Source organism: Jiangella asiatica (assembly GCF_004349065.1).
Taxonomy (GTDB): Bacteria; Actinomycetota; Actinomycetes; order Jiangellales; family Jiangellaceae; genus Jiangella; species Jiangella asiatica.
Genome location: NZ_SMKZ01000001.1, coordinates 306,142 through 331,225, shown reverse-complemented (window position 1 = coordinate 331,225; position 25,084 = coordinate 306,142). Strand labels below are relative to the sequence as shown.

The following is a 25,084-nucleotide window of genomic DNA, read 5'->3' as shown; positions in this document are numbered from 1 at the left end:
CTGGGAGAACCAACGTGGAGAGTCACCGCGAAGGTTCCCGTTCCGGCGACGACGGCGTGCGCGCGAGGTGCGCTCGTGCCCGCGCCGTCAGCCGCGCGGGCCGTCACGACCGCCGTCACGACGACGTCTCCGCCTGCTCGCGCATGCGCCAGCGGATGCCGGCCTCGAGGAAGTCGTCGATCTGGCCGTCGAACACCGCTTGCGGGTTGCCGACCTCGTGCTCGGTGCGCAGGTCCTTGACCATCTGGTACGGGTGCAGGACGTAGGAGCGCATCTGGTCACCCCAGGACGCCTTCACGTCGCCGGCCAGCTCCTTCTTCTGCGCCTGCTCCTCCTCGCGGCGCAGCAGCAACAGCCGGGACTGGAGCACGCGCATCGCGGCGGCGCGGTTCTGGATCTGCGACTTCTCGTTCTGCATGGACACCACGATGCCGGTGGGCAGGTGGGTGATGCGCACGGCGGAGTCGGTGGTGTTGACGCTCTGCCCGCCGGGGCCGGAGGAGCGGAACACGTCGATGCGGATGTCGGACTCGGGGATCTCGACGTGGTCGGTCTGCTCGATCAGCGGGATCACCTCGACCGCGGCGAACGACGTCTGTCGGCGGCCCTGGTTGTCGAACGGCGAGATGCGCACCAGGCGGTGGGTGCCGGCCTCGACCGACAGCGTCCCGTACGCGAACGGCGCCTTGACCTCGAACGTCGCCGACTTGAGGCCGGCTTCCTCGGCGTAGGAGGTGTCGAGCACCTCGGTCTTGTAGCCGTGCCGCTCGGCCCACCGCAGGTACATGCGCAGGAGCATCTCGGCGAAGTCGGCGGCGTCGACACCTCCGGCACCGGACCGGATGGTGACCACGGCCTCGCGCTCGTCGTACTCCCCCGCCAACAGGGTTCGGATCTCCAGGTCGGAGACGGTCTTGCGCAGCTCGTCGATCTCGCGCTCCACCTCGGCCATGGCGTCGGCGTCGCTCTCGTCGCGGCCCAGCTCCAGCATGACCGGGAGGTCCTCGATGCGCTGGCGCAGGTCGGTCACCTTGCGCAGTTCGGCCTGCAGGTAAGACAGCTGGCTGGTGACCTGCTGCGCCTTCTCGACGTCGTCCCACAGGTCGGGCGCGGCGGCGTGCTCCTCGAGGTCGGTGATGCGCTCGCGCATCTTGTCCGGCTCGAGGACCTGCTCGATGCTGGCCAGAGTCTGGGAGAGGTCGGCGATCTCGGCCTCGAAGTCACGTACTGCCACGTCGCACTAGGTTACGCGCAATCGGGGCGGACACCCTCATGGCGACGCCGCGGGTCCGTCGATGGGTTCGGGCGGGTCGGCGGCGAGGTAGGCGCCGACGGTGTCGCCGTCGCCGCGCAGCGTCGGTGGGCGCAGGGCGCCCCAGCCGGGCCGCCTCCGAGAACAGCGCCTTGAGCTGGGTCATCGCCCGCCGAGCGGCCTCGGTGGTGGGGGCCTCGACGGGTGCGTGGTAGCCGGGCACGGGCAGGCCGAGGATGAGCGCGAAGCGCTGCGGCTCGTCCTTGGCCCATTGGCGGTACGCCTGCGCGACGGTGACGAAGCGGCTGCCGGGGTCGTCCAGCGGCACCCGGTCGCGGGCCTGCGCCACCGCCTGGCCGAGGTCGTCGTACGCGTCGACGATCAAGGCCGTGAGCAACTCGGCGCGGTCGGCGACGTAGCGGTAGAGCGCGGGCGCGGTCATGCCTATGAGCCGGGCGATGCCGGAGGAGCGGAAATCGGTGGTGCTGTGCTCGCGCATCAGCCCGGGCGCTGTCTGCTTGATCTCGTCGATTGACACCGAACGCCTGGTCGCCGCCGAAGCGGCCGAGCGACCCGGCCTCGACATCGCGCTGGGCGGGCAGACCGTGGCCCTCGCCGAACAGGAGATCGGCTCGGAGGTGTCATCCCTGAGATCGCCTCGAGGTCATCGGCGTCGGCATGGCCGCCGCCATCCTCGTCGACGCCGGCGAGCCGGACGCAGACCTCGAGCTGGCGACCGCCCGCTGAGCCCTCTAGGGGCGCCGCGGCGGCGGCCCGGGCGTACCGGCGCTCAGCCGGCGGCGGGACGGAGCAGGCCGCGGACGGCGCGCAGTCCGACCGACAGCCGGGCGAGGTCGAAGCTGTCGCTCTCGACGATCTCGCGCAGGATCTCCTGCGTCCGCCCGACGACCACGTCGTCCTGTAGCGCCCACGTCTCCACCCTGGCCTGCGGCTCGGCGTCCTCCTCGGTGTGCTGGATCACCTGGGCGGTGAGCGAGGCCTGCAGCGCGTGCAGCTCGTCGCGCAGCGCCGCCCGTGCCATGGTGTGCCACCGGTCGTGCCGCGGCAGGGAGACGATGCGCTCCAGCAGCCGGCCGAGCTCGAGGAAGGCGCCCAGGGTGAAGTGGACCCGCGCGACCTCGAGCAGGTCGGTGCCGGTGGCGAGGGAGTTCTCCACCATGCCCAGGCCGGAGTACGCCGGCGGCAGCACCGAGACCCGCGTGGCCAGCGGCTCGGGGACCCCGGCCTCCAGCAGCGACTGCTGCCGCTCCTGGAACAGGTCCAGCTCGCGGCCGACCAGGACCTTCGGCAGGGCGACCAGCAACCGGGCGATGGCTTCCTCGAAGAACCCGATCTGCCAGGCGATGTCGATGGGCGGACGCCGGTTGACCGCGAGCCAGCGAGTAGCGCGCTCGGTGATGGTGCGGCCCTCCAGGCGCATCCGGATCTGGACCTCGTCGGCGACGACGTTGTCCAGCTCCTTCACCGCGGTCATCAGCTCGGGCATGCGGAAGACGACGTCGGCGACGGTGTGCGCGCGGGCGAGGTCCTCGACCGAGCCGCCGGTCTCCATGCCCAGCCGGTAGGCGAACGTCGTCCCGGCCGTGTTCACCAGCTCGTTGACGACGACGTTGGTGATGATCTCGCGGCGCAGCGGGTGCTCGTCGATCTGGTTCGGGTAGCGCTCGCGCAGCGCGCTGGGGAAGTAGGCGTGCAGGGCGGCGCTCAGGTAGGGGTCGTCGGGCATGCCGCTGGCCAGCAGCTCTTCGTACATGAGGTTCTTGGTGTATGCGAGCACGACCGACAGCTCCGGGCTGGACAGGCCCTTGCCGGCGTTGATGCGCTCGGCCAGCTGCCGGTCCGTGGGCAGCGCCTCGAGCTGGCGGTCGAGCAGGCCCTTGCGCTCCAGCTTGGCCAGGTACGAGCGGTGCACGTGCGCCAGGTTGGCCGCCTGGAAGGTGCCGTTGGCCAGCGCGACGTTCTGTCCGTAGTTGTTGGCCAGCACCAGCTCGGCGATCTCGTCGGTCATCTCGGCCAGCAGCTGGTTGCGCTGCTTCTCCGTGAGGTCGCCGGCACGCACCACCCCGTCGAGCAGGATCTTGATGTTGACCTCGTGGTCGGAAGTGTCGACGCCGGCGGAGTTGTCGATGGCGTCGGTATTGATGTGACCGCCGCGGCCGTCCGAACCCTTCAGGGCGAACTCGATGCGGCCGCGCTGGGTGAGGCCGAGGTTGCCGCCCTCACCGACCACCTTGCACCGCAGTTCGTCGGCGTTGATCCGGATGGCGTCGTTGGCTTTGTCGCCGACCTCGGCTTGCGACTCGGTGCTGGCCTTGACGTACGTGCCGATGCCACCGTTCCACAGCAGGTCGACCGGCGCGCCCAGGATGGCGTGCATGAGCTCGGGCGGGCTCATCGACTCCGCCTGCTCGTCGATGCCCAGCACGCGCTTGACCTCGGTTGTCAGCGGTATGGTCTTCGCCGAGCGCGGGAACACGCCGCCGCCCTCGCTGATGAGCTTGGGCTCGTAGTCCTCCCAGCTCGACCGCGGCAGCTCGAACAGCCGGCGGCGCTCTGTATACGACGTCGCCGCGTCCGGGTCGGGGTCGAGGAAGATGTGGCGGTGGTCGAACGCGGCCACGAGCCGGATGTGCTCGGACAGCAGCATGCCGTTGCCGAACACGTCGCCGGACATGTCGCCGACGCCGACGACGGTGAAGTCCTCGTTCTGGATGTCGCGGCCGAGCTGCCGGAAGTGGCGCTTGACCGACTCCCAGGCGCCGCGGGCGGTGATGCCCATGGCCTTGTGGTCGTAGCCGGCCGACCCGCCCGACGCGAACGCGTCGCCGAGCCAGAAGCCGTACTCGCGCGACACCTCGTTGGCGATGTCGGAGAACGACGCCGTGCCCTTGTCGGCCGCGACCACCAGGTAGGGGTCGTCGCCGTCGTGCCGGACCACCTGCGGCGGCGGGACGACGCTGCGGTCGGCCGCACGGTTGTCGGTGATGTCGAGCATCGCGCGGATGAACGTCTTGTAGCACTCCACACCCTCGGCCAGCCACGCCTCGCGGTTGACCGCGGGGTCGGGCAGCCGCTTGCCGACGAAACCGCCCTTGGCGCCGACCGGGACGATGACGGAGTTCTTCACCGCCTGCGCCTTGACCAGGCCGAGGATCTCGGTGCGGAAGTCCTCGCGACGGTCGGACCAACGCAGCCCGCCGCGCGCGACGTCGCCGAAGCGCAGGTGGACGCCCTCGACCCGCGGCGAGTACACCCAGATCTCGTACTTCGGGCGCGGCTCGGGCAGCTCCGGCAGCGAGCGGGAGTCGAGCTTGAAGCTGGTGACGGTCTGCGGCCCGCCCAGGGCGCCGCGGTAGTAGCTGGTGCGCAGCGTGGCGTTGATCAACCGCAGGAACGAGCGCAGGATGCGGTCCTGGTCGAGGCTGGCCACCTGGTCCAGGGCCTCCTCGATGCGGCCGTTCACCTGCTCGGCCGCAGCCTGGCGCGCGCGCCGTCCGTCGTCGTCGGCGGCGGCGCGCTCGGGGTCGAAGCGCACCTCGAACAGGTCGACCAGCATCCGGGCGACCTCGACGTGCCCGGACAGCGCCTCCTCGAGATAGTTCTGGCTGAACGTCGAGCCAGCCTGGCGCAGGTACTTGGCGTACGCCCGCAGGATGGACGCCTGCCGCCACGACAGCCCGGCCTGCGGCACGAGCGCGTTGAACCCGTCGCTTTCCGCGTCGCCACGCCACACCGCGACGAACGCGTCCTGGAACAGCACTTTGAGACGGTCGGCGTCGGCGGCGCGCAGACCTTGGTAGCGCAGCCCGAAGTCGTAGATCCAGGCGGTGGACTCGGTGTCGCCGACACGGCGGGCGATCTCGTACGGCCGCTCGTCGACGACCTCCACGCCCATCCGCGACAGGATCGGCAGCACCTGGGTCAGCGAGATCGGCGTGCCGGTGCGGTAGATCTTGAAGCGCCGGTCCGTGGCCAGGCCGCCGACCGGCTGGTACAGGTTCATGCCCAGGCCGTCGTCGGCGGGCAGGTCCTCCAGGCGCCGCACGTCCGCGACGGCGGTGCGCGCCGGGAAGTCCTCCTTGTAGCCCTCGGGGAAGCCGCCACGGTAGCGCCGCAGCAGCTTCGCCGCGCCCTCCTCGCCCACCTGCTCGGCCAGCGCGTCGGACAGCTCGTCCGTCCAGGAGCGCGTGGCCGCGACCAGCTGCTTCTCCAGCGCGGAGACGTCGATCTCCGGGAGTTCCTGGTCGCGACCCATCCGGATGACGAAGTGCAGCCGCGCCAGCACCGACTCGCCCACCCGGGCGGTGAAGTCGATGGAGTCGCCCTCGGTGGCTGCCAGCAGGATGCGCTGGATGCGCTCGCGGACGTCGGTGTTGTAGCGGTCGCGCGGCAGGTAGACCAGGATCGACAGGTAGCGGCCGTAGTCATCGCGGCGGATGAACATCCGCAGGTGGCGCCGCTCCTGCAGGTGCACGACGGCCAGCGCCGTCGGCAGCAGCTCATCGGCTGGGATCTGGAACAGCTCGTCGCGCGGGTAGGTCTCCAGCACCTGCAGGAGGTCCTTGCCGGAGTGGCCCGACGGCGCGAACCCGGCCTGCTCGATGACCTCCTGCACCTTGCGGCGCAGCACCGGGATGCGCATGACGCTCTCGGTGTAGGCCGCCGACGTGAACAGCCCGAGGAAGCGCCGCTCGCCGATCACCTCGCCGGCGTCGTCGAACAACTTGACCCCGACATAGTCGAGATACGCCGGGCGGTGCACCGTCGCCTTGGAGTTGGCCTTGGTCAGCACCAGCAGCCGCTTCTCGCGGGCCTTCGCGCGCACCTCGCGCGGCAGCTTCGCGAACGACCCGGACAGGTCCTGGTCCGAGCGCAGGATGCCCAGGCCGGTCCCGGTGACCGCGCGCAGCACGTCCTCGCCGTCGACCTGGTCGAGCAGGTACTCGCGGTAGCCGAGGAAGGTGAAATGGTCGTCGGCGAGCCAGCGCAGCAGCTCACGCGCCTCGTCGACCTCCGGCTGCGGGACGGGCGCCGGCGGCTTCTCCAGCTCGTCGGCGATCTCGGTGGCGCGCTGACGCATCCGCGGCCAGTCCTCCACCGCCTCGCGCACGTCACGCAGCACGTCGCGCAGCAGCTGCTCGATGACAGCCTGGTCCTCGGGGTCGTCGGTGCGGTCGATCTCGACGTGCATCCACGACTCGACGATGGTGTCCGCGTCGCGGCGGGGATCGTTCTCGTTGAGGTCGCTGATCTCGACCAGCTGGCCGGTGATGTCGCGGCGCACCACCAGCTGTGGGTGCACGACCAGCCGGATCGCGTACCCGTGCTCCGACAGCCCCATGGTGACGGAGTCGACCAGGAACGGCATGTCGTCGATGACCACCTCGACGATGGTGTGCCCGGAGGCCCACCCGTGCTCGTCGATGGTCGGCGTGTAGACGTTGACGACGGCGGTGCCTTGCGGCCGGAGCTGGGCCGAACGACGGTGCGAGGCGGCGACCCCGTAGACGTCGACGACGTCGCGGTCGACGAGGTCCTCGGCGGCGACATGCCGGTAGTAGCGCCGGAGGAACGCCTCGTCCTCGTCACGATAACCTCGGTCGCCGACCAGCGCGGCCTTGGCAAGGAGCTCGGACTTGGCTTCGTCGAGCCGATTACGCATCATCCACCAACCCCCGGTGCGACACTCCGCACGCCGTTGTGCGGAACGTCTCAGACATTAGTAGCTCGCGCTTCCATGCGCTCCCTGTACCCCCGCTTCCATGATCATCCCCTTGGCTGTGGAACGGCGTTGGTTCGCTGTGGCTACGGTGCGGCGGTGCTGCCGCCAACAGCGCCGTGATCTCCCCACGTCGACGCAGCGTCGTCACCCGAAATGATCACGTTCAGCAGGATCACCCGTGCATCACAAGGCTTGCGATCCTGGTGCGACACGAGATTTCGTGCTGAACGTGATCATTGCGAGGCCGACGGGGCGGGTGGGGGTCACAGCCAGGAGCGGAGCTCCCAGAGCGAGGGGTAGTAGCGCAGGTCGAGGCGGCTGCGCAGGTAAGTGGCGCCGGACGAACCGCCGGTGCCGGTCTTGGTGCCGATCATGCGCTCGACCATGGTGACGTGGCGGGCTCGCCAACCGGCGGCCATCTCGTCGTGGGTCAGCAGCGCCTCCGCGAGTTCCCAGACGTCGCCGAACTCGGCGCGGTCGTGCGCGGCCATCCGCAGAGACGCGCCGACCTCGTCGTCGGACCCGGCCGGCAGGTCGTGCGTACGCAGGACGGCGAGGAACGCGTCCCACAGGGTCGGCTCGTCCAGCCGGCGGCGCAGCCGGGAGCGCTCGTCCTCGGTGAGACCCCGGAAACGCTGCACGAACGCCTCGTCCTTGGCGCCGGAGATGAACTCCAGCTCGCGGAACTGCACGGACTGGAAGCCGCTGGCCGGCGCCAGCTGGGCTCGGAACTGCAGGAAGTCCTGCGGCGTCATCGTCTCCAGGACGCCGACCTGTTCGATCAGGATCCGTTCGATCTCGTGCACGCGTTTCAGCAGGTGCCGGGCCCACCACAGCCGGTCGTCGAACATCGCGTCGCGGGCGGCTTCCACCTCGTGCAGCAGCTGTTTGAACCACAGCTCGTAGACCTGGTGGATGGTGATGAACAGCAGCTCATCATGAGCGTCGGTCTCCAGTCGCTGCTGGTCGAGCAGCTCGGAGAGGCGAAGGTAGGTACCGTAGGTGAGACGGGCACCGTCCTCGCCGAAGTGTGCGGACGGCGGTTCGATGGCCGCCTCCGTCACCCTGATGTCGTGGTCGTGTGTCACGAGGTCCAGCGTATGGGTCAGGATTGGGGGCCATGGACCTGTACAGCGAGCTCCGCTTCGACGCCGATCCGGTGACTGTCTTCGCGATGCTGACCGACGAGGCCTACATCGCCCGCAAGACCACGGCCGCGAAGGCACTGCGGCACGAGGTGTCGGTCAGCCGTGATGGCGACCGCGTCACCATCGACCTGAAGCGAGTGATGCCGCCGGACGTGCCCGACTTCGTGCGCCGGTTCGTCGGCGACACCATCGACATCCAGCAGCGCGACGTCTGGGAGCCGGCCGCGCCGGACGGGTCGCGGAGCGGCAGCATCCACCTGGACATGATCGGCGCGCCGGTCAAGTGCACTGGCACCATGTCCCTGAGCAGCAACGGCGCCAGCAGCACCGTCACCATCACGGCGACGGTGAAGGCGTCGGTGCCACTGGTGGGCGGCAAGATCGAGCAGGCCGTGCATCAGGGCCTGACCGAGGCGGCGAAGATCGAGGAGCAGGTCGGCCGGTCGTGGCTCGCCGGCCAGCGCTGAACCAGCTCATTTCCCGTGGCGGTAGCACCCGGTCGATCATCGACGTGGAGCCGGGCCCTTTCAACGACCGGGTACGCCGCCGTCGAGCGCCCGCAGCGAGACGTTGCGCTCGGCCGCACCGGCCCGGCGACCGGGCTGCCGCGGCGCCGGGGCCTCGGGAGCCGCCGGTGTGCTCTCGGTGTTCTCGCGCTCAAGCAGCGCTTCGGCCAGCTCGGCCGGGCCGGTGACGGCCATGGCCAGCGCGCGCCCGAGGTCGTCGCGGTCGATGGGCTCCTCGGCGGTGCGGCGCAGCCGGTCGGAGAGGTCGATGACCTTGTCGGCCGTGCCCAGCGTGGACCGTGCCGCCATGAGGTGGCCGCGCTGCAGCGGCCGCCCGGCGATCATGAGCGCCAGCGCTTCGGCGGTGTCGCTCCAGTCCGACGCGGGCGCCTGTTCGCCGATGAGCCCGGCCACCCCGGTCATCACCCGGTCGGACGCGGCGACGAGACGCTCGGCCGTCTCGCTGTCGCTGTCGAGCGAGGCCAGCCGCAGGGCCACCGCGGTGACGAGAGCTCCGTCCGCCGGACTCCGACGGGGCTGGGACAGCAACCGCACCGCTCGTGCGACATACGGCCTGGTCGACAGCCGGTCATCCATCACGCTAGACACCTCATGTCTGTAGTTCGCTGTGCGCTCAACCCATGTGCGGGTATTCGTGCGAGGTCGGCGGCACGAACGTCTCCTTCAAAGCCCTAGTGCTCGCCCACCGTAGAAGATTCTGCACCGAACCCGCCTTGTCGTTCGTCCCACTAGCCCGACTTCCACCGAATGGCTGCTGTCCGACAACCGCTCCGGTTGGTTTGTCGTTGACGTAAAAGTTACCGGCTGCGAAGCGTAGCGCCTCTGTGGTATAAGCGATAGCCGTCCGGTCCTGCGCGATGATGGCGCCGGTCAGCGCGTACTTCGCGACACTCTCGACCTGCCCGACGACGGCGTCGAAGTCCGCGTCGTCGTAGACGTAGACGCCGAGCAGCGGGCCGAAGTACTCGGTGGAGAAGATCTCGTTCTCCGGGTCGGTGCTCTCCATCACGGTAGGCCGGACGAACCAGCCCTCGCTGTCGTCGAGGGAGCCGCCCGCGACGATGTCGACCGCCGGGTCCGCCTTGGCGCGCTCGACGGCTGCGGTGTGCTTGGCGAACGCGCGCTCGTCGATGACCGCGCCCATGAAGTTGGACAGGTCCGTGACCGGGCCCATCGACAGCGACTCGGTGAGGGAGAGGAAGTCGTCGCGCATCCGGGCCCACACGCTGCGCGGGACGTAGGCGCGCGAGGCCGCGGAGCACTTCTGGCCCTGGTACTCGAACGCGCCACGGACCAGCGCCGTCCGCAGGACGTCCGGGTCGGCGCTGGGGTGGGCCAGCACGAAGTCCTTGCCGCCGGTTTCGCCGACCAGCCGCGGATAGGTGCGGTACGACCCGATGTTCTCGCCGACCGTGCGCCACAGCTTCTGGAAGGTCGCCGTCGACCCGGTGAAGTGGATGCCGGCGAGGTCGGGGTGTGCCAGCGCCACCTCGGAGACCGCCAGCCCGTCACCGGGCAGCAGGTTGATGACGCCCGGCGGTAGCCCGGCCGCCTCGAGCAGCCGCATGGTGTAGTGCGCGGCGAGCTGCTGGGTGGGGCTGGGCTTCCAGATGACGGTGTTGCCCATCAGCGCCGGCGCGGTGGGCAGGTTGCCGGCGATCGCGGTGAAGTTGAACGGCGTGATGGCGTAGACGAAGCCCTCCAGCGGCCGATACTCGACCCGGTTCCACACACCCGGCGAGTTGGCGACCGGCTGCTCGGCGAGGATCTGCCGGCCGAACGCGACGTTGAACCGCCAGAAGTCGATGAGCTCGCAGGCGGCGTCGATCTCGGCCTGCGCGGCCGTCTTCGACTGCCCCAGCATGGTCGCGGCGTTGAGGGTCTGCCGCCACGGGCCGGCCAGCAGCTCGGCGGCCTTGAGGAAGACGGCGGCGCGGTCGTCGTAGGACAGCGAGCGCCAGCCCGGCGCAGCTTCGCGCGCTGCGTCGATGGCCGCCTGCGCGTCGTCGGTGCCGGCGTGCCGGAACGTCCCCAGCACCTTGGCGCGCGCATGCGGCTGGACGACCTCAGCCTCAGGCCCGCTGCCCAACTTCTGGTCGCCGCCGATGGTGCAGGTCAGCTCGTGGTGGCGGGAGGCGATGCCGGCCAGCGCGTTCTCGAGCTCGGTGCGTTCCGTCGTGCCCGGCGCATACGTGAGCACCGGCTCGTTGGTGGGCGCGGGAACGTTGGTCACGGCATCAAGGGCGCCAGGCATGGTACTCACAGCTCCGATCGTGGACGTCGACGTCGTGGTGTCTCGTCTCTGTCAGGTGGTCCCGCTCAGTGCCAGTATCGCCGACGAGTCTCGCTCACCCGGCGTCGGCCCACGACCGCCCGCGCGCCAACGTCGCCGCCGACGTCCGCAGCGACGTCTCCAGGACGCGCAGGCGACGGCCGGTGTCCATGACGTTGGCACCTATGGCGGCCAGGTCCTCCGGCCCGGGCCCGAGGATGGTGACCTCGGTGCCCTGGGCGTGCAGCTTCTGAGCCTCGTGCAGGCAGCGGCGGGTGCAGCGACGCCGCCACCGTCGTTCCAGCCGCGACAACAGCGGCCGGGGCCGGTCGGTCTCGAAGGAGACCATCGGCGCGGCCACGTAGACCTCGTCGAGGTCGAGGCCGCCCATGAGGTCCACCGACGTGGCCGAGCAGGTGCCGCCGTCGACGTAGCGGTGTCCGTCGACGACGACCGGCGCGAACCAGCCGGGGATGGCGCACGATGCCATGACGGCTTGCGGCAACGACGGCCGCGGCTCGCCCGGGCGGCCGAACGGGATGCGCCGGCCGGTCTCGTAGTCCATCGCCACGATCCACACGCCTGGGTGCGGCGACCAGCCGGCATCTGGCCCGGTGACCGCGCCGATCAGCTCGCCGATGCCGTCGAGCGACCCGCGGCCCACTGGCAACAGCGCCGACAGCACGGCAGTCGGCGGCATGCGGCGCAACCGGCGCACACTGTTCCTGACCATGGCCGGCGAGCCGACACCCAGCCGCGGCAGCTGCGGGCGGGAACCGCCGGTCGCGGTGTCGTAGTCCCAGGAGTGATCTGCCAGCGGCCCGTCGATGGACCGGCCCAGCTGGTGGTCGCGCAGCTGGCTGGCGTTGAGCCCAGCCCCCAACAGCGCGGCCATGACCGAGCCCGCGGACGTGCCCAGGATGTAGTCGAAGGAGCGCAGGTCGACGCCGGTGGAGTCCTCGATCGCGCTCAGCGCGCCCACCATCCACGCCGCGCCCAGCACGCCACCGCCGCCGAGCACGAGGCCCCGCCGCGGCCCGTCGTCGGAGCGGCTCAAAGCGCCCGGGTCCGCCGCGCGTGTCGAGCCGCCGGTCCGGTGTTTTCCACTCGGACGGCGACCGGGCTGGCGACCGGTGTTACCGATGGCCTCCATCTGTTAATGATGATGTAACAACGGCGTTCCTGCCATGCATGCGTGACAGGTGTCGCGTTGCCCGTTCGACCGGGCCGGTCATCGCCCGCGTTAGCCCGACTAGCCCGTCCGGTCGGGCAACTGGCCCGCGCTTCGGACTCTGTTGACCGCGCTCGGGCGCGGCGGTTTCGATCCTGCTGACCCCAACGGCCCGCGGACAGGAGCCCTGATGCCCACTACGACCAGCCATGCCGCCGCCGGACCGGCCTCGACCGGCCGAGTCGACGGCGGGCGGGTGCGCCGGCTGCCGCTGCCGGTATGCGAGCCGCCCTTCGACGACGAGCTCGGCATCGTGCCGGCCACGTCGGCGGTCCAACGGAGCCGGGCACCGAGCGGTCACGTCCAGGGCACGCTGGCGGTCTCGGTCGGGCCGTCCGCGCAGCCGGCCGAACCGCCGGCACTCGTGGTCGACGACCTGCCGTTCGAGGGAAGCACCCCTGCCGCGGCGGCACCCGCCGCGCTACCGGACCCGCGACGCTGGACGGCCACGCTGGCACAGGCCGCGATCGAGGGCGTACACGGCCGCCGGTCGCTCCAGCAGCTGGTCCGGTGGACCGATGAGGCCGTCTTCCGGGCCCTGGCCCGCCGCGCCGCCGACCAGCCGGCCACGCCCACGGCCCGTCCCCGGGTGCGGACCATCCGCGCCTGCCGGGTCACCGACACCGTCGCCGAGACGTGTGTCGTCGTGCAGCTGGGACGGCGGGTGTCGGCGGTCGCCGTTCGGTTGGAGGCCGTCGACGACCGCTGGGTATGCACCGCGTTCGACCTGGTGGAGAGGCCGTCGACGCGGCGGCCCGGGAAGCGTCGGTCAGCCGGCGGCCCACTCGGCCTCGAAGGCCGAGGCGTAGCCGGCCTGCCCGGCGACGGTCGGGTGGAAGGAGTCGCGCACGAATGACGAGACGATCTCCCATTGCGGGTGGGAGGGCGGTGTCGCGCTCGCCGCCTCGGACGGCTCGGCCGTGGCGGCACCGTCGCCGAACGAGAGCTTGAGCCCGTAGAGCCAGTCGCCGGCTCCGTTGGCGCATGCCTCGTGCCCGTCGAACGTCTGTTCCACCCGGGACGACGCCGACCGCACGCCGGCCGCGGCGGCGGCACCGTCGACGACGTCGTTGAGCAGGACGCCGAGCCGGCGGATCATCCGGCGCTCGGAGGTGGACAGGAAGCTCGTCAGCGCCGGGCAGTCGCTGCGGACGGCCGGGTCGGGCACGAGCATCGGGTAGCCGCCGACGATGACCTCGTCGCCGGGCGCTGCGGCCTGGATCGAGTTGTACAGGTCGACCAGCGGCTGGTGCAGGGCCTGGATGCGGGCGGTCAGCGCCGCCTCGCGGCTGGTGCACGACACGAAGGAGACCAGGCAGTTGACCAGCTCGTCGGCGAAGCCCGCGTCGTTGCCGCCGACGGTCACCGTGATGAGCCGGTCGCCGGACTCGCCCGGCAGCGCCGCCAACTGCCCGACCTGTGTGGCCACGTCGGAGATGGTGGCACCGGAGCACGCGAGCAGCGTCCGGTCGGCGACCGCCCCGCCGAACAGCAGGTGGATCCACGCCTGCGGCGTGTGGTCGCAGTGGTTCTGGTAGCCGCCGGCGCCCAGGCCGGACGAGTACGAGTCACCCAGGGCGACGACGGCGTCCGGCAGGGCCTCCGCGGCGGTCGTCGTCCGCGCCGCCGCCGCGGGTACAGACGCCTGAGCGGCGACGCCTGCCTCAGCGCCGCCCGCGGCCGCCGCCGTCGCTGTGGGGACGAGCCCGACCACGACGAAGGCCGCCGCACAGAGCGCGACGGCCTTTCTCCTGATCGAGCGGGACGATCGAGTGTCGGTGGGTTCGTGGCTGCCTGGTGCGTGTGTCATGAGCGCTGCGCGGCCGCGAGCGACCGCCCCTCCATCCGCCGTCCGAGCCGATCCGAATCAGGCCGAGCCGGGCCTTGACTCCCGGAATCACCGAGCGTCAACCAGGACGATACCGGACGGAACCGTCAGACGGGCCAAGATCAGGAGAACAGCTCGAGTCCACCACCCGGTGGGGACGCGCGCGACCGCCCGCCGGCCGCGAGGGGCCGACTGGCGGTCGAAGCGGACGTTCCGCGTCAGCTCGCGGGCTGGGTGGAGTCTTCGGCTGAACGGTTGCGCGGGTCGCCGTGGCAGCGCTTGAACTTCTTGCCCGAGCCGCAGGGACACAGGGCATTGCGCGACACGTTGCTGAAGTCGATCTCGTCGCTGTCGCCGGCCGCCGGCGCGGCGTGCGAGCCGCGGCTGCCGTTCGGGCCGGACGCGACCGCCGGGCGCGTCTGCTCGACCTGGCGCTGCACGCCGGCGTCGCCGTCCACCGTCGGAGCGGTGTACTGCAGCTGCTGCGGCCGCTGTGCGCCGGCCAGGCCCTTGGCCCGGACCACCGGCGCGCCCTCAACGTCGGCTGGGGCCTCGCCCGCCTCGGCGCTGGGCTTGGTGACCTGAACCTCCAGGTTGAACACCAGGCCGACGGACTCCTCCTTGATGCCGTCCATCATCGCCACGAAGAGGTCGTAGCCTTCGCGTTGGTACTCCACCAGCGGCTGCTTCTGGGCGAAGGCGCGCAGGCCGATGCCCTCGCGCAGGTAGTCCATCTCGTAGAGGTGCTCGCGCCACTTGCGGTCGAGGACGGTCAGCAGCACGCGCCGCTCGAGCTCGCGCATGACCTCGCGGCCCAGCTCGCCCTCGCGGCGCGCCAGCGCGTCACGCGCGTCGCTGACCAGGCGTTCGCTCAGACCGATCGGGGTCAGGCTGGTGCGGCCACCGGCCTCCCGCTCGAGCAGGTCGATGGTGACGTTCACCGGGTAGAGCGTCTTGAGCGCCGTCCACAGCTGTTCGAGATCCCAGTGCTCCGGGTAGCCGTCGGCCGTTGCGCCCTGGACGTAGGCGGTGACGGCATCGTCGAGCATGCCGGTGATCTGCTCGTGCAGGTCCTCACCATGCAGCACGCGGCGGCGCTCGTCGTAGATGACCTGCCGCTGCCGGTTGAGGACGTCGTCGTACTTGAGGACGTCCTTGCGCATCTCGAACATCTGCGCCTCGCGCTGCGTCTGCGCGCTCCTGACGGCGTTGCTGACCCGCTTGTGCGAGATGGGGACGTCGTCCGGCTGGTTGAACGTCCGCATGATCATCTCGACCCACTCGCTCTTGAACAAGCGCATGAGGTCGTCCTCGAGCGAGAGGTAGAAGCGCGACTCGCCCGGGTCGCCCTGACGGCCGGACCGGCCGCGCAGCTGGTTGTCGATGCGTCGGGACTCGTGCCGCTCGGTGCCCAGGACATACAGCCCGCCGAGCGAGCGGACCTCGTCGCGCTCGGCCGCGACCTGTGCCTCGAGCTTCTCGAGGATGGCCACCTCGGCGGCCTTGTACTCCTCGGGGTTCTCGACGGGGTCGAGCCCGCGCTGCTTGAGCTCGGCCTGCGCCATGAACTCGTGGTTGCCGCCGAGCATGATGTCGGTGCCTCGACCGGCCATGTTGGTGGCGACGGTGACGGCGCCGCGCCGGCCCGCCTGGGCGACGATGGCGGCCTCACGCTCGTGCTGCTTGGCGTTGAGGACCTCGTGCGGTATGCCCCGCTTGCGCAGCAGCTGCGACAGCCGCTCGGACTTCTCGACGCTCGTGGTGCCGACGAGGACGGGCTGGCCCTTCTGGTGCCGGTTGACGATGTCCTCGACGACGGCGTCGAACTTGGCCGCCTCGGTGCGGTAGATCTCGTCGTCCTGGTCGAGGCGGGCCAGCGGCCGGTTCGGCGGGATCGGGACCACGCCGAGGTTGTAGATCTTGTCGAACTCGCTGGCCTCGGTCATGGCCGTACCGGTCATGCCGGCGAGCTTGGTGTAGAGGCGGAAGAAGTTCTGCAGGGTGATGGTCGCGAGGGTCTGGTTCTCCTGCTTGATCTCCACCCCTTCCTTCGCCTCGATGGCCTGGTGCATACCCTCGTTGTAGCGCCGCCCGCCCAGGATGCGGCCGGTGTGCTCGTCGACGATGAGCACCTCGCCGTCCTTGACGACGTACTCCTTGTCGCGCCGGTACAGCTCCTTGGCCTTGATGGAGTTGTTGAGGAACTGGATCAGCGGGGTGTTGGCGCTCTCGTAGAGGTTGTCGATGCCCAGCCAGTCCTCGACCTTCTCGATGCCGGGCTCCAGCACGCCAACGGTGCGCTTCTTCTCGTCGACCTCGTAGTCGGAGTCCTTGCGCAGCCGCTGGGCGACTTTGGAGAACTCGGTGTACCACCGCGTCGGCTGGTCGGCCGGACCGGAGATGATCAGCGGCGTGCGGGCCTCGTCGATGAGGATGGAGTCGACCTCGTCGACGATGGCGTAGTTGTGGCCGCGCTGCACCTGGTCCTCGACCCGCTGGGCCATGTTGTCGCGCAGGTAGTCGAAGCCGAACTCGTTGTTGGTGCCGTACGTGATGTCGGCGGCGTAGGCCTCGCGGCGCTGCGCCGGCGTCAGGCCGTTGAGGATGACCCCGACCTCCAGGCCGAGGAAGCGGTGGATGCGGCCCATCCACTCCGCGTGGTAGCGAGCCAGGTAGTCGTTGACGGTGATGACGTGCACGCCGTTGCCCGACAGCGCGTTGAGGTACGCCGGCAGCGTCGCGACGAGGGTCTTGCCCTCACCGGTGCCCATCTCGGCGATGTTTCCCAGGTGCAGCGCCGCCCCGCCCATGACCTGCACGTCGAAGTGCCGCTGGCCGATGGTGCGCCGGGCGGCCTCGCGCACCGTCGCGAACGCCTCGGGCAACAGGTCGTCGAGCGTCTCGCCCTCGGCCAGCCGGGAGCGGAACTCCCTGGTCATCCCCTGCAGCTCGGTGTCAGACAGCGAGGTGTAGTCCTCTTCGATGCTGTTGACCTGCCTCGCCATCGCCTCGAGGCGCTTCAGGGTCTTGCCCTCCCCGGCACGGAGGATCTTGTCGAGCAGAACAGGCACGCGGGTCAACTCCTACGTTGCGGGCTTGGGCGGCGGGGCGCGCCCGGTGCACCCCGCCTACACGGGGCTCCGACGACCCATGGTACGTCGGGTCACGGAAAAGATAACGACTCGACCTCAGGACCGGGCGAACGGCAGGATGCTTGACGTGCAACCGTTCGAGCTCCGCAGTGACCGGCTCCTGCTCGCCGCGCCGACGTCCGACGACATCGACCGCATCGCCGAGATCTGCCAGGACCCGGAGATCCTGCGGTGGACGACGCTCCCCTCGCCTTATCTGCACGAGCACGCCAAGGGCTTCGTCGAGGACCTCGTCCGCACCGGGTGGGAGTCCGGCAACGACCTCATCTGGGCACTGCGCGACCCGGAGGACCGCCGCGTCCTGGGGATGGTCGGCCTGCGGTCGCAGGGCGACGGAGCAGCCGAGGTCGGCTTCTGGCTGGCGCCGGAAGCCCGCGGCCGGCACCTGATGTCCCGTGCGGTCCGGCTGGTGGCCGAGTACGCCTTCGCCGACGTCGGGCCCGGCCTCACCCACCTGCGCTGGCGCGCCTCGGTCGGCAACTGGCCGTCGCGCCGGGTCGCGTGGGCGTGCGGCTTCCGGATCGAAGGTAAGGTGCGCGGCGGCATCGCCCGGCGCGGCGTCCGCGAGGACACCTGGGTGGCGACGCTGGTGGCCGGCGAGCCGATGCGCCCGACCTCGCCGTGGCTGGACATCCCGACGGTGCACGGCTCGGGTGTGGTGCTGCGGCGGTTCCAGGACACCGACGTCGACGCCATCGTCGAGGCGTGCAACGACCCCGTCACCCAGCACTGGCTCGGCGGCCTGCCCTCGCCGTACACCCCGGACATCGCCCGCGCCTACATCCGCGACCGCGAGGAGGAGGCGGCGGCCGGCCGAGGTGTGCACTGGGCGGCGGCGATGCCCGAAGGCGGTCCGGCGGTCGGCGCGTTCTCGCTGATGGCGATGCCTTCACACGACGGCGGCGCCGAGGTCGGCTACTGGGTGCACCCGTCCGCGCGCGGGCGCGGCGTGGCAACGCAGGCGGTGGGGCTCATGGCCCAGCACGCATTCGCGGCGCCGTCGGAGGGCGGGCTGGGCCTGCGCCGGCTGATCGTCGCACACGTGACCGGCAACGACGCCTCACGCAAGGTCATCGAACGCGCTGGGTTCCGGCCCTACGGCGTCGAGCGTGCCGGCGACCGCATCCGCGGCGGCGGCGTCGTCGACCTGCATTGGTACGACCTGCTCTGCGACGACCCGCGCCCCTGACGTGGTCGGCCGCTGGGCACGACGGGGTCAGGCGACGCCCCGCAGCGCGGCCTCCAGCGCAGCGGCGATGTCGCCCCGTCCGGTGACGACGACCTCGGACAACCCGAGCCACCCCGCGAGCGACACCAGCTCGTCGGTCAGCTCGTCCGAGGTGTCGGCCGGCGACCCCGGCTCGCCCCACGCGGACTGGACCAGTAGCGCCCCGGCCTTCCGGTCGGCCTTGAGGTCGACGCGCGCGACCAGCTCGTCGCCGAGCAGGAAGGGCAACACGTAGTAGCCGTGGACCCGCTTGTCGGGCGGCACGTAGATCTCCAGCCGGTAGCGGAACCCGAACAGCGCCTCGGTACGTGGCCGCTCCCAGATCAGCGAGTCGAACGGGCTCAGCAGGGCCCGCGCGTCGACCCTGCGCGGGACCCGCGCGTCACGGTGCAGGTACGCCTGCCGTTTCCAGCCGTCGACGGTGACCGGCAGCAGCTCGCCGTCCTCGACCAGCTCGGCGATGGCCGCCTTGGCCGGTGCCGGCTGGAGCCGGAAGTAGTCGCGCAGGCACTGCTCGGAACCGACACCGTGCGCCCGCGCCGCCACCCGGACGAGCTCACGGTGCGCCTCGGCGGGGGCGGGCGTCGGCATGTCGAGCACGGCCTTGGGCAGCACCCGCTCGGGAATGTCGTAGATTCTCGCGAACGAGCCGTTGCGGCCGGCGGAGGTGACCCGGCCGGCCCAGAAGAGGAACTCCAACGCCGTCTTGACCTCGGACCAGTTCCAGCCCCAGCTGTCCTTGGCACGCGGCGCCTCGTGCTCGATCTCGCCAGCCGTGACCGGACCCAGCCGCTTGACCTCGTCGAAGACCCACTCGACGAACTCCGGCTTCTCGCGCACCATGCGCCGCATGCTCCCCCAGGCCGCTTCCTCGGCCCGCTCCATGCGGGCACGCAGGTACGGCTGGGTGCGCACCGGCAGCAGCGACGCCTCGTGCGCCCAGTACTCGAACAGCATGCGCGGCGCCTTGTTGACCGCCCGGTCGAGCTGCTCGTGCGGGTAGGGGCCGAGCCGGCTGAAGAACGGCAGGTAGTGCGATCGGGACAGCACATTTACCGAGTCGATCTGCACCACGCCGACGCGGTCGACCACGCGGCGGATGGCCCGCCGGTCGGGCACGGCCGGCCTAGGGTCGGCGAAGCCCTGCGCAGCCAGGGCCACCCGGCGGGCAGCGGCTGTGGACAAGCGTTCTCGACGAGCCATGCCGGGAAGCTACCAGCGGCCACCGACAACGCCGGACGCTCACAGTCGCCGACGGTGTCGGGTGGAGGGCCACCGCTCGGGGCGGCTTTCCACCAGCGGACCGGAGGGGCTGAAGCCGTCGTCAGGATGATCAGACGTCGAGGTGGATGACCCCGTAGTCGTAGCCGCGGCGCCGGTAGACCACGCTGGGCATCTTGCTTTCGGCGTCGACGAACAGGTAGAAGTCGTGGCCGACCAGCTCCATCTCGTAGAGCGCCTGATCGAGCGTCATCGGCTCCGCGCGGTGCGTCTTCTCGCGGACCACCATGGGCCCGCCTTCCTCGGACGCGAACGTCCCGGGCCGGTCGTCGAGCCGCGTGGACGTCGCGAGGGCGGTCCCGGTGGCCTGCGCGACGGTGGCAGGCGACGGCTGCGCCGGGAGGTGCGGCGCGCCGCCGAGCGAGGCCGTGGCCGCGGCAACGGAGATGGGCGTGCGATTGCCGTGGTGGACGCGGCGACGATCGGCGGCCTTGCGCAGCCGGGAGATGAGGCGGTCGGCGGCCTGGTCGAGTGCGGCATAGCGGTCGGCGGCCGCCGCCTCGGCCCGGATGACCGGGCCCTTGGAGTGGAGGGTCAGCTCGACGCGCTCGGACTGGCCGGTCTGACGGGGGTTGGCTTCTACCGTGATCTCGACGTCCACCCGGATGACCTTGTGAGCGATCTTGTCGAGCTTCGCGAGCTTCTCGGTCACGTGATTCCGGAACCGCTCGGGCACAGAAGTGTGTCGGCCCTTGATGACGATATCCACTCGAAACCTCCCGGTCGTGGGGTCAGACGGTCGAGGGACACCCGCGCGCTCGCGAGACCGGGTTGCGCACCCGGCCTTCCTCCTTGGTGATGCGGAGTCTGACATGGGGTGCCATGCACAAACGTTAGCTGCTCGTCGCCTTCTGTACACCTCGATCTCCCGCATTTCTCGTGTCAGGCCACCGCGACCACCACCGCCCCACAGGGCTCGACACCCGAGCTGGCCAGCGCGCGAACAGCCTCGCGCAGCGTGGCCCCCGACGTCACGATGTCGTCGGCGAGCAGCACGCACCGCCCGGGCATCAGGTCGGCGGCGCCACGGCGCACCGCCAGCGAGCCGTGCAGGTTGTGTTCGCGCGCCGACCGCCCGAGGCCGGCCTGGTCGGCCACCTTCCGCCGGTGCCGAAGCGCCGCGACGGCGGTGCTCGCCTGCCCGGACCGGCGCAGCGTCGCGGCCGCCCGGCGAGCGGTGCGCAGGACGGGGTCGTGACCGCGCCGACGCACCGCGGAGCGCCTCGACGGCACCGGCACCAGCGCCACGGGCCGCCCATCGTGACCGCACCCGAGGTCCGACTCCAGCAGCGCCGTGGCAGCCACCGCCAGCGCGTCGCCGAGCGGCCGGGACAGTGGGAGGCGCCCGCGCTCCTTGTGCGCGATGATCACCGCCCGGACGGGATCGGCGTACGCGGCCGCCCCGGCCAGCGGCAGACCGACTGGCTCCAGCCACCCGGCCGACGACAGGTGAGCGGGCTCCGGCCGCCCGCTCAACGGCAGATTTGCTGGCTCTGGCGCCGCGAGGTGCGGCCGCTGCCCTGGCGGCGGGGGTAGACGGCGTACCGTCGCCGGCCCGAGGAGAGCGTCGCGGCAGGCCGGGCAGAGCAGGCCGGGATGCTCACCGCAGCCGGCGCAGCTGTCCCCGAGCACGAGGTCGGCGGCCCCTCGCGCCAGGCCGGCCAGACTCCGGCCGAGACCGGCCGTCGTCGGCCCCAGCCGCTGCCCCAACCGCATTGCGCCGGCCCGCCCGGGGCCTCCCGTCACTGCCATGCCGCCCATCTTGCGCTCCGGCACCGACAGCCCCGAGTCACCACCAGGCGACTGCGCGCATCGCCATGATCGCAAGCATGGTGCGACACGAGATTTCGTGCTGAACGTGATCATTTCGAGCGGCAGGGGCGTCGCGGCGGAGGGCGCGGCGGCGATGCGCGGCGGGTCAGCCGGGGTAGGTGGGGGCGCGGCCCGGGCCGATCTCGCTCCAGCTGCTGCCGGCGCGCTGCATGTACAGGACACCGTCGGCGGTCTCGAGCACGGCCGGCAGCCCAGGCGACGACGTGATCCGGACGCCGTCGGTCGCGGTCAACCCACGCGGCGCCGTGACCTGGCCGGACAGCCCCACGGTGTGCGGTAGGACGCCCTGCTCTGTGCTGGACAGGACGATGACGCTGTCGGCGGCGCTCCAGGCACCACTGGACGTGCTCCAGGCGATGTCGACGGCGGTGCCGGCCGGGCCGACCGGGCGCATGCCCTCGATGCGGATGGTGCCCCTGCTGTCGGGCTCGCGGACGAGGCCGGCGACGTAGGCCAGGCCGTCCACGATCATCGCGATCCTGGCGCCGTCCGGCGACAGCGCCAGCCGGTCGACGTCGCGCCCGGTGAGGCCGGCGGCCACCACGTCGACCCGCTCGCCGTCGGCGCCGGCGGCGACGAGCCCGTGTCCTTCGACGCCGTGGTCGACGGCCCAGATCAGGCCGGAGCGGTCCCACGCGGGCGAGCTGAGGTCGACACCCTCGAAGACGGTCTGCACGGTCTCGTCCTCGCCGAACGTCGCCACCTGGAGCAGGTGGCCGTCGCCGCTGATGACGGCGCCACGGTTGCCGCCGAGGTTGACGGCGAACTCGCGGATGTCGGCCATGGAGCCCAGCGGTCCCGGCACCGGCGTCGGCTCGCCGTCGCCCAGCGAAACCACGCCCGCCTCGCCGATCGCGTAGGCCGGGGTGTCAGATTTGAGCACCACGGGGTCGTACTGGCTCATCACGGGGTCGCGCGGCGACAGCGCGTCGCCCTGGACCAGCGGCGCCCGGCCGGAGGTCACCGCGACCCGTTCGACGTCGGGCAGCATCCCGAGCGTCCAGGTCAGCTGGGCAGCCATCAGTTCGCGCGTCTCCGGGTCGGCGATGGCGGCCGCGGCGCTGAGCTCCACCGTCGCGACGCCACCTTCGACCGGGACCGCGTTGACCTCGAGCTCCGTCCCGTCCGGGAACGCGGTCCGCACGGCCGGCGCGAGCCACTGCGACGGACCGGACAGCACCTTGCGCGCGAGCAGGGTCGCCGCGCTGGCCGACCGCGGGATGTAGATCGGGTCGGGCACGAGGACCTCGAGGCCCGGGTCGAAGAAGTAGACGTTGCGCGGTTCGTACTCGCGGTCGAAGCTGAACACGGCGATGACGATGCCTGGCTCGGGGTCGGTGATGCGCCACTCGCCGTTCTCGCGCACCAGATGCAGGTTCATCTCGCGCGTCGTGCCGGGCTCGGCCGCGACGTAGGTGCCGTCGACACCGACCGTCGCACTGACGGTCATCTGGACGTCGACGCGGTCCTCGCCGATCGCCTCGATGTCCGGCGTCGCGCCGAGGTACACCGTGACGTTCTCCGCCGGGTCCCAGGCCGCGGCGGCCTCGTCGGTCAGGAAGAGCCGGGCGGTCTCGTACCCGGGCTCGTACGAGGCCATCGCCTCGATGAACCCGCTGACGACGCCGACGGCGTCCGCGCCGGGCTCCGGTGGCGGCGCCTCGACCTGGATGAACCGCCGCTCCTCCGACGGTGGCTCCACCGACTCGCCGCCGAGGACCGGGCCGGAGGTCGGGATCTCGCTGCAGCCCGCGACGACGGCGGCAACGACCAGCGTCGCGACCAGGCAGGTTCGGCTACGCATGCCGCGACACCTCCTGCGCCGGATCCGCCGACGACGGTGTCGGCTCGCCGTCCGCGGTGGCCGGCGACGCCGGGGACGACGGGGACTCCGTCGCCGGGCCGAGGCGCCGGTACGGTTCACCGACCCCGGACGCGTCCACGGCGCCATCGCCGACGTCGTCGGGCACCAGAGCCAGCGGCGAGGACCGCAGGTCGTCGCCGGCGACCCGCGGCAGCGTGAGCCGGAACTGCGACCCCTCGCCGGGCTCGCCCCACGCCTGCAGCCAGCCGCCGTGCAGCCGGGCGTCCTCGAGGGCGATGGACAGGCCGAGCCCGGTGCCGCCGGTGGTGCGGGCCCGCGCTGGGTCGGCGCGCCAGAACCGGTGGAACACCAGCGACGACTCCCCCGGCTTCAGCCCCACGCCGTGGTCGCGGACGGTGATGGCGACGGCGTGGTCGTCGGTGGCGAGCCGGACGCGCACGTCGCGACCCTCCCCGTGCTCGATGGCGTTGACGACCAGGTTGCGCACGATGCGCTCGATGCGCCGGGCGTCGACCTCGGCCATGACCGGCTCGACCGGGACGTCGACCAGCAGGTCGCTGCCCTTCTGGACCGCCAGGGGCGTCGCCGCGTCGATCACCTTGTGCACGACGTCGCGCACGTCGAAGCGCTCGGCGTTGAGCGCGGCCGCGCCGGCGTCGAACCGGCTGATCTCGAGCAGGTCGGTGAGCAGCGCCTCGAACCGGTCCAGCTGTGCCTGCAGCAGCTCGATTGAGCGCTCGGTGACGGGGTCGAAGTCGTCGCGCGCCTCGTAGAGCACATCGGCGGCCATCCGCACCGTCGTCAGCGGGGTGCGCAGCTCGTGGGAGACGTCGGAGACGAACTGCTGCTGCATCCGCGACAGGTCCTCGAGCTGGCCGATCTGGTGCTGCAGGCTGGCGGCCATCTGGTTGAAGCTCATGGCCAGCCGGGCGAGGTCGTCGCGGCCGCGCACCGCCATCCGCTCCGACAGCCGCCCGGCGGAGAACCGCTCGGCGATCCGCGCCGCCATCCGCACCGGCGTCACCACCTGCCGCGCCACCAGCCAGGCCAGCGCGCACAGCAGCAGCACCAGCAGCACGCCCGCCGTGGCCAGCGCCGTCAGCACCAGGTCGATGGTCTGCTGCTGCTCGGTCAGCGGGAACAGGTAGTAGAGCTCGTAGTCCTGGCCGGTGGGGTCGGTGATGCTGCCGCCCACCGCGAGGCCGGGCACGCTGTCGCCGTTGACGTAGTTGATCGACGTGTAGGTGCGGAAGACGCGCGGCTCCTCGCTCACGCGGTCGCGCAGGTCCGCCGGGACGCTCTCGGAGCTGGCCCGCGAGCGGTACGTCGGCGCGCCCTCGGAGCCCAGCACTACGATCTCGTACAGCGGCTCGGTTGCCGCCGACGTGCTGCCACCAGCGGCGAGGGTCTCGGCGATCTGCACGAGCGTCTGCCGCAGCTCTGCCGGCGCCTGGTCGACCGCGGCGTCGAGGCTGCGCTGGGCGCTGTCGATACCCGCCGACGCGTCGGCCACCGCGGCCTCGGCCTGCGCCTGCAGGAGGCCATCGGTGATCTGCCGGGACAGGGTGATGCCCAGCAGCGACACCACGACGACGGACAGCGTCAGCGTCGCGGTGATGACGCGGAGCTGGATCGAACGCCGCCACGCCCCGCGCACGAGCTGCCACGGCCGCGCCGACCACTGCGCCAGGCGCGGCAGCAGCCGGCTGAGCACGTCGGCACCGGTCGGTACCGCGGCGCCGTCACGCACCGGGCGGGTCACTG

Annotated in this window: 17 protein-coding genes; 3 read left to right on the top strand and 14 right to left on the bottom strand. The window is 71.2% G+C overall.

Translation table 11 applies throughout. The annotated features are described in order from the left end of the window. Positions 1 to 115: 115 nt before the first annotated feature. From prfB to E1269_RS01355, 4 genes are all read right to left on the bottom strand, one after another. Positions 116 to 1,234, bottom strand: a complete 1,119-nt coding sequence (prfB, locus tag E1269_RS01370; protein ID WP_131890193.1) for a peptide chain release factor 2 — start codon at positions 1,232 to 1,234, stop codon at positions 116 to 118. Then, on the bottom strand, positions 1,221 to 1,790 hold the full coding sequence (locus tag E1269_RS01365) for a TetR/AcrR family transcriptional regulator (protein ID WP_131890191.1): 570 nt from the start codon (positions 1,788 to 1,790) through the stop codon (positions 1,221 to 1,223). Before E1269_RS01365 ends, prfB begins: the two co-directional genes overlap by 14 nt. A 252-nt stretch (positions 1,791 to 2,042) precedes the next feature. Beyond that, positions 2,043 to 6,935 (bottom strand): NAD-glutamate dehydrogenase, encoded by a 4,893-nt coding sequence (locus E1269_RS01360; RefSeq protein ID WP_131890460.1) that lies wholly within the window; start codon positions 6,933 to 6,935, stop codon positions 2,043 to 2,045. A gap of 323 nt (positions 6,936 to 7,258) precedes the next feature. Next, positions 7,259 to 8,083, bottom strand: a complete 825-nt coding sequence (locus E1269_RS01355; RefSeq protein ID WP_203432686.1) for a tryptophan 2,3-dioxygenase — start codon at positions 8,081 to 8,083, stop codon at positions 7,259 to 7,261. Positions 8,084 to 8,115: 32 nt separating this feature from the next. Between E1269_RS01355 and E1269_RS01350 the strand changes: the two genes are divergently transcribed. Then, entirely contained in the window at positions 8,116 to 8,610 is a 495-nt protein-coding gene (locus E1269_RS01350; protein ID WP_131890189.1) for a DUF2505 domain-containing protein, read from the top strand. Positions 8,611 to 8,670: 60 nt separating this feature from the next. Here E1269_RS01350 and E1269_RS01345 read toward each other — a convergent pair whose 3' ends face one another. From E1269_RS01345 to E1269_RS01335, 3 genes are all read right to left on the bottom strand, one after another. Continuing rightward, complete coding sequence (locus tag E1269_RS01345) at positions 8,671 to 9,249, bottom strand: hypothetical protein (protein WP_131890187.1); 579 nt, start codon at positions 9,247 to 9,249, stop codon at positions 8,671 to 8,673. A gap of 34 nt (positions 9,250 to 9,283) precedes the next feature. Then, positions 9,284 to 10,924 carry an L-glutamate gamma-semialdehyde dehydrogenase gene (pruA, locus tag E1269_RS01340; RefSeq protein ID WP_131890455.1) on the bottom strand — a complete coding sequence of 547 codons (1,641 nt, stop codon included), beginning with the start codon at positions 10,922 to 10,924 and terminating at the stop codon, positions 9,284 to 9,286. Between the two features lie 94 nt (positions 10,925 to 11,018). Then, positions 11,019 to 11,999: a patatin-like phospholipase family protein gene (locus E1269_RS01335; RefSeq protein ID WP_162606168.1), complete on the bottom strand. Its 981-nt coding sequence runs from the start codon at positions 11,997 to 11,999 to the stop codon at positions 11,019 to 11,021. Between the two features lie 304 nt (positions 12,000 to 12,303). Here E1269_RS01335 and E1269_RS01330 point away from each other — a divergent pair, with 304 nt between their 5' ends. Beyond that, positions 12,304 to 13,029, top strand: a complete 726-nt coding sequence (locus tag E1269_RS01330) for an Rv3235 family protein (protein ID WP_131890183.1) — start codon at positions 12,304 to 12,306, stop codon at positions 13,027 to 13,029. On the opposite strand, the gene E1269_RS01325 is transcribed toward E1269_RS01330, so the two are convergent. After that, on the bottom strand, positions 12,943 to 13,983 hold the full coding sequence (locus tag E1269_RS01325) for a GDSL-type esterase/lipase family protein (protein ID WP_131890181.1): 1,041 nt from the start codon (positions 13,981 to 13,983) through the stop codon (positions 12,943 to 12,945). The genes E1269_RS01330 and E1269_RS01325 overlap by 87 nt on opposite strands. A gap of 236 nt (positions 13,984 to 14,219) precedes the next feature. Next, complete coding sequence (secA, locus tag E1269_RS01320) at positions 14,220 to 17,072, bottom strand: preprotein translocase subunit SecA (RefSeq protein WP_131890179.1); 2,853 nt, start codon at positions 17,070 to 17,072, stop codon at positions 14,220 to 14,222. Between the two features lie 148 nt (positions 17,073 to 17,220). Here secA and E1269_RS01315 point away from each other — a divergent pair, with 148 nt between their 5' ends. Next, positions 17,221 to 18,342, top strand: a complete 1,122-nt coding sequence (locus E1269_RS01315) for a GNAT family N-acetyltransferase (RefSeq protein ID WP_131890177.1) — start codon at positions 17,221 to 17,223, stop codon at positions 18,340 to 18,342. 27 nt (positions 18,343 to 18,369) lie between these two features. On the opposite strand, the gene E1269_RS01310 is transcribed toward E1269_RS01315, so the two are convergent. From E1269_RS01310 to mtrB, 5 genes are all read right to left on the bottom strand, one after another. Then, positions 18,370 to 19,584, bottom strand: a complete 1,215-nt coding sequence (locus tag E1269_RS01310) for a winged helix-turn-helix domain-containing protein (RefSeq protein ID WP_131890175.1) — start codon at positions 19,582 to 19,584, stop codon at positions 18,370 to 18,372. A gap of 130 nt (positions 19,585 to 19,714) precedes the next feature. Further along, positions 19,715 to 20,371, bottom strand: coding sequence for a ribosome hibernation-promoting factor, HPF/YfiA family (gene hpf, locus E1269_RS01305; RefSeq protein WP_131890173.1), 657 nt, complete (start codon positions 20,369 to 20,371; stop codon positions 19,715 to 19,717). 173 nt (positions 20,372 to 20,544) lie between these two features. Next, complete coding sequence (locus tag E1269_RS01300; protein WP_162606167.1) at positions 20,545 to 21,414, bottom strand: ComF family protein; 870 nt, start codon at positions 21,412 to 21,414, stop codon at positions 20,545 to 20,547. A gap of 166 nt (positions 21,415 to 21,580) precedes the next feature. Beyond that, positions 21,581 to 23,299, bottom strand: a complete 1,719-nt coding sequence (locus E1269_RS01295; protein WP_162606166.1) for an LpqB family beta-propeller domain-containing protein — start codon at positions 23,297 to 23,299, stop codon at positions 21,581 to 21,583. Further along, a complete protein-coding gene (gene mtrB / locus E1269_RS01290; RefSeq protein ID WP_203432684.1) occupies positions 23,292 to 25,082 on the bottom strand; it encodes an MtrAB system histidine kinase MtrB in 1,791 nt (596 codons plus the stop codon). Before mtrB ends, E1269_RS01295 begins: the two co-directional genes overlap by 8 nt. Positions 25,083 to 25,084 lie beyond the last annotated feature (2 nt).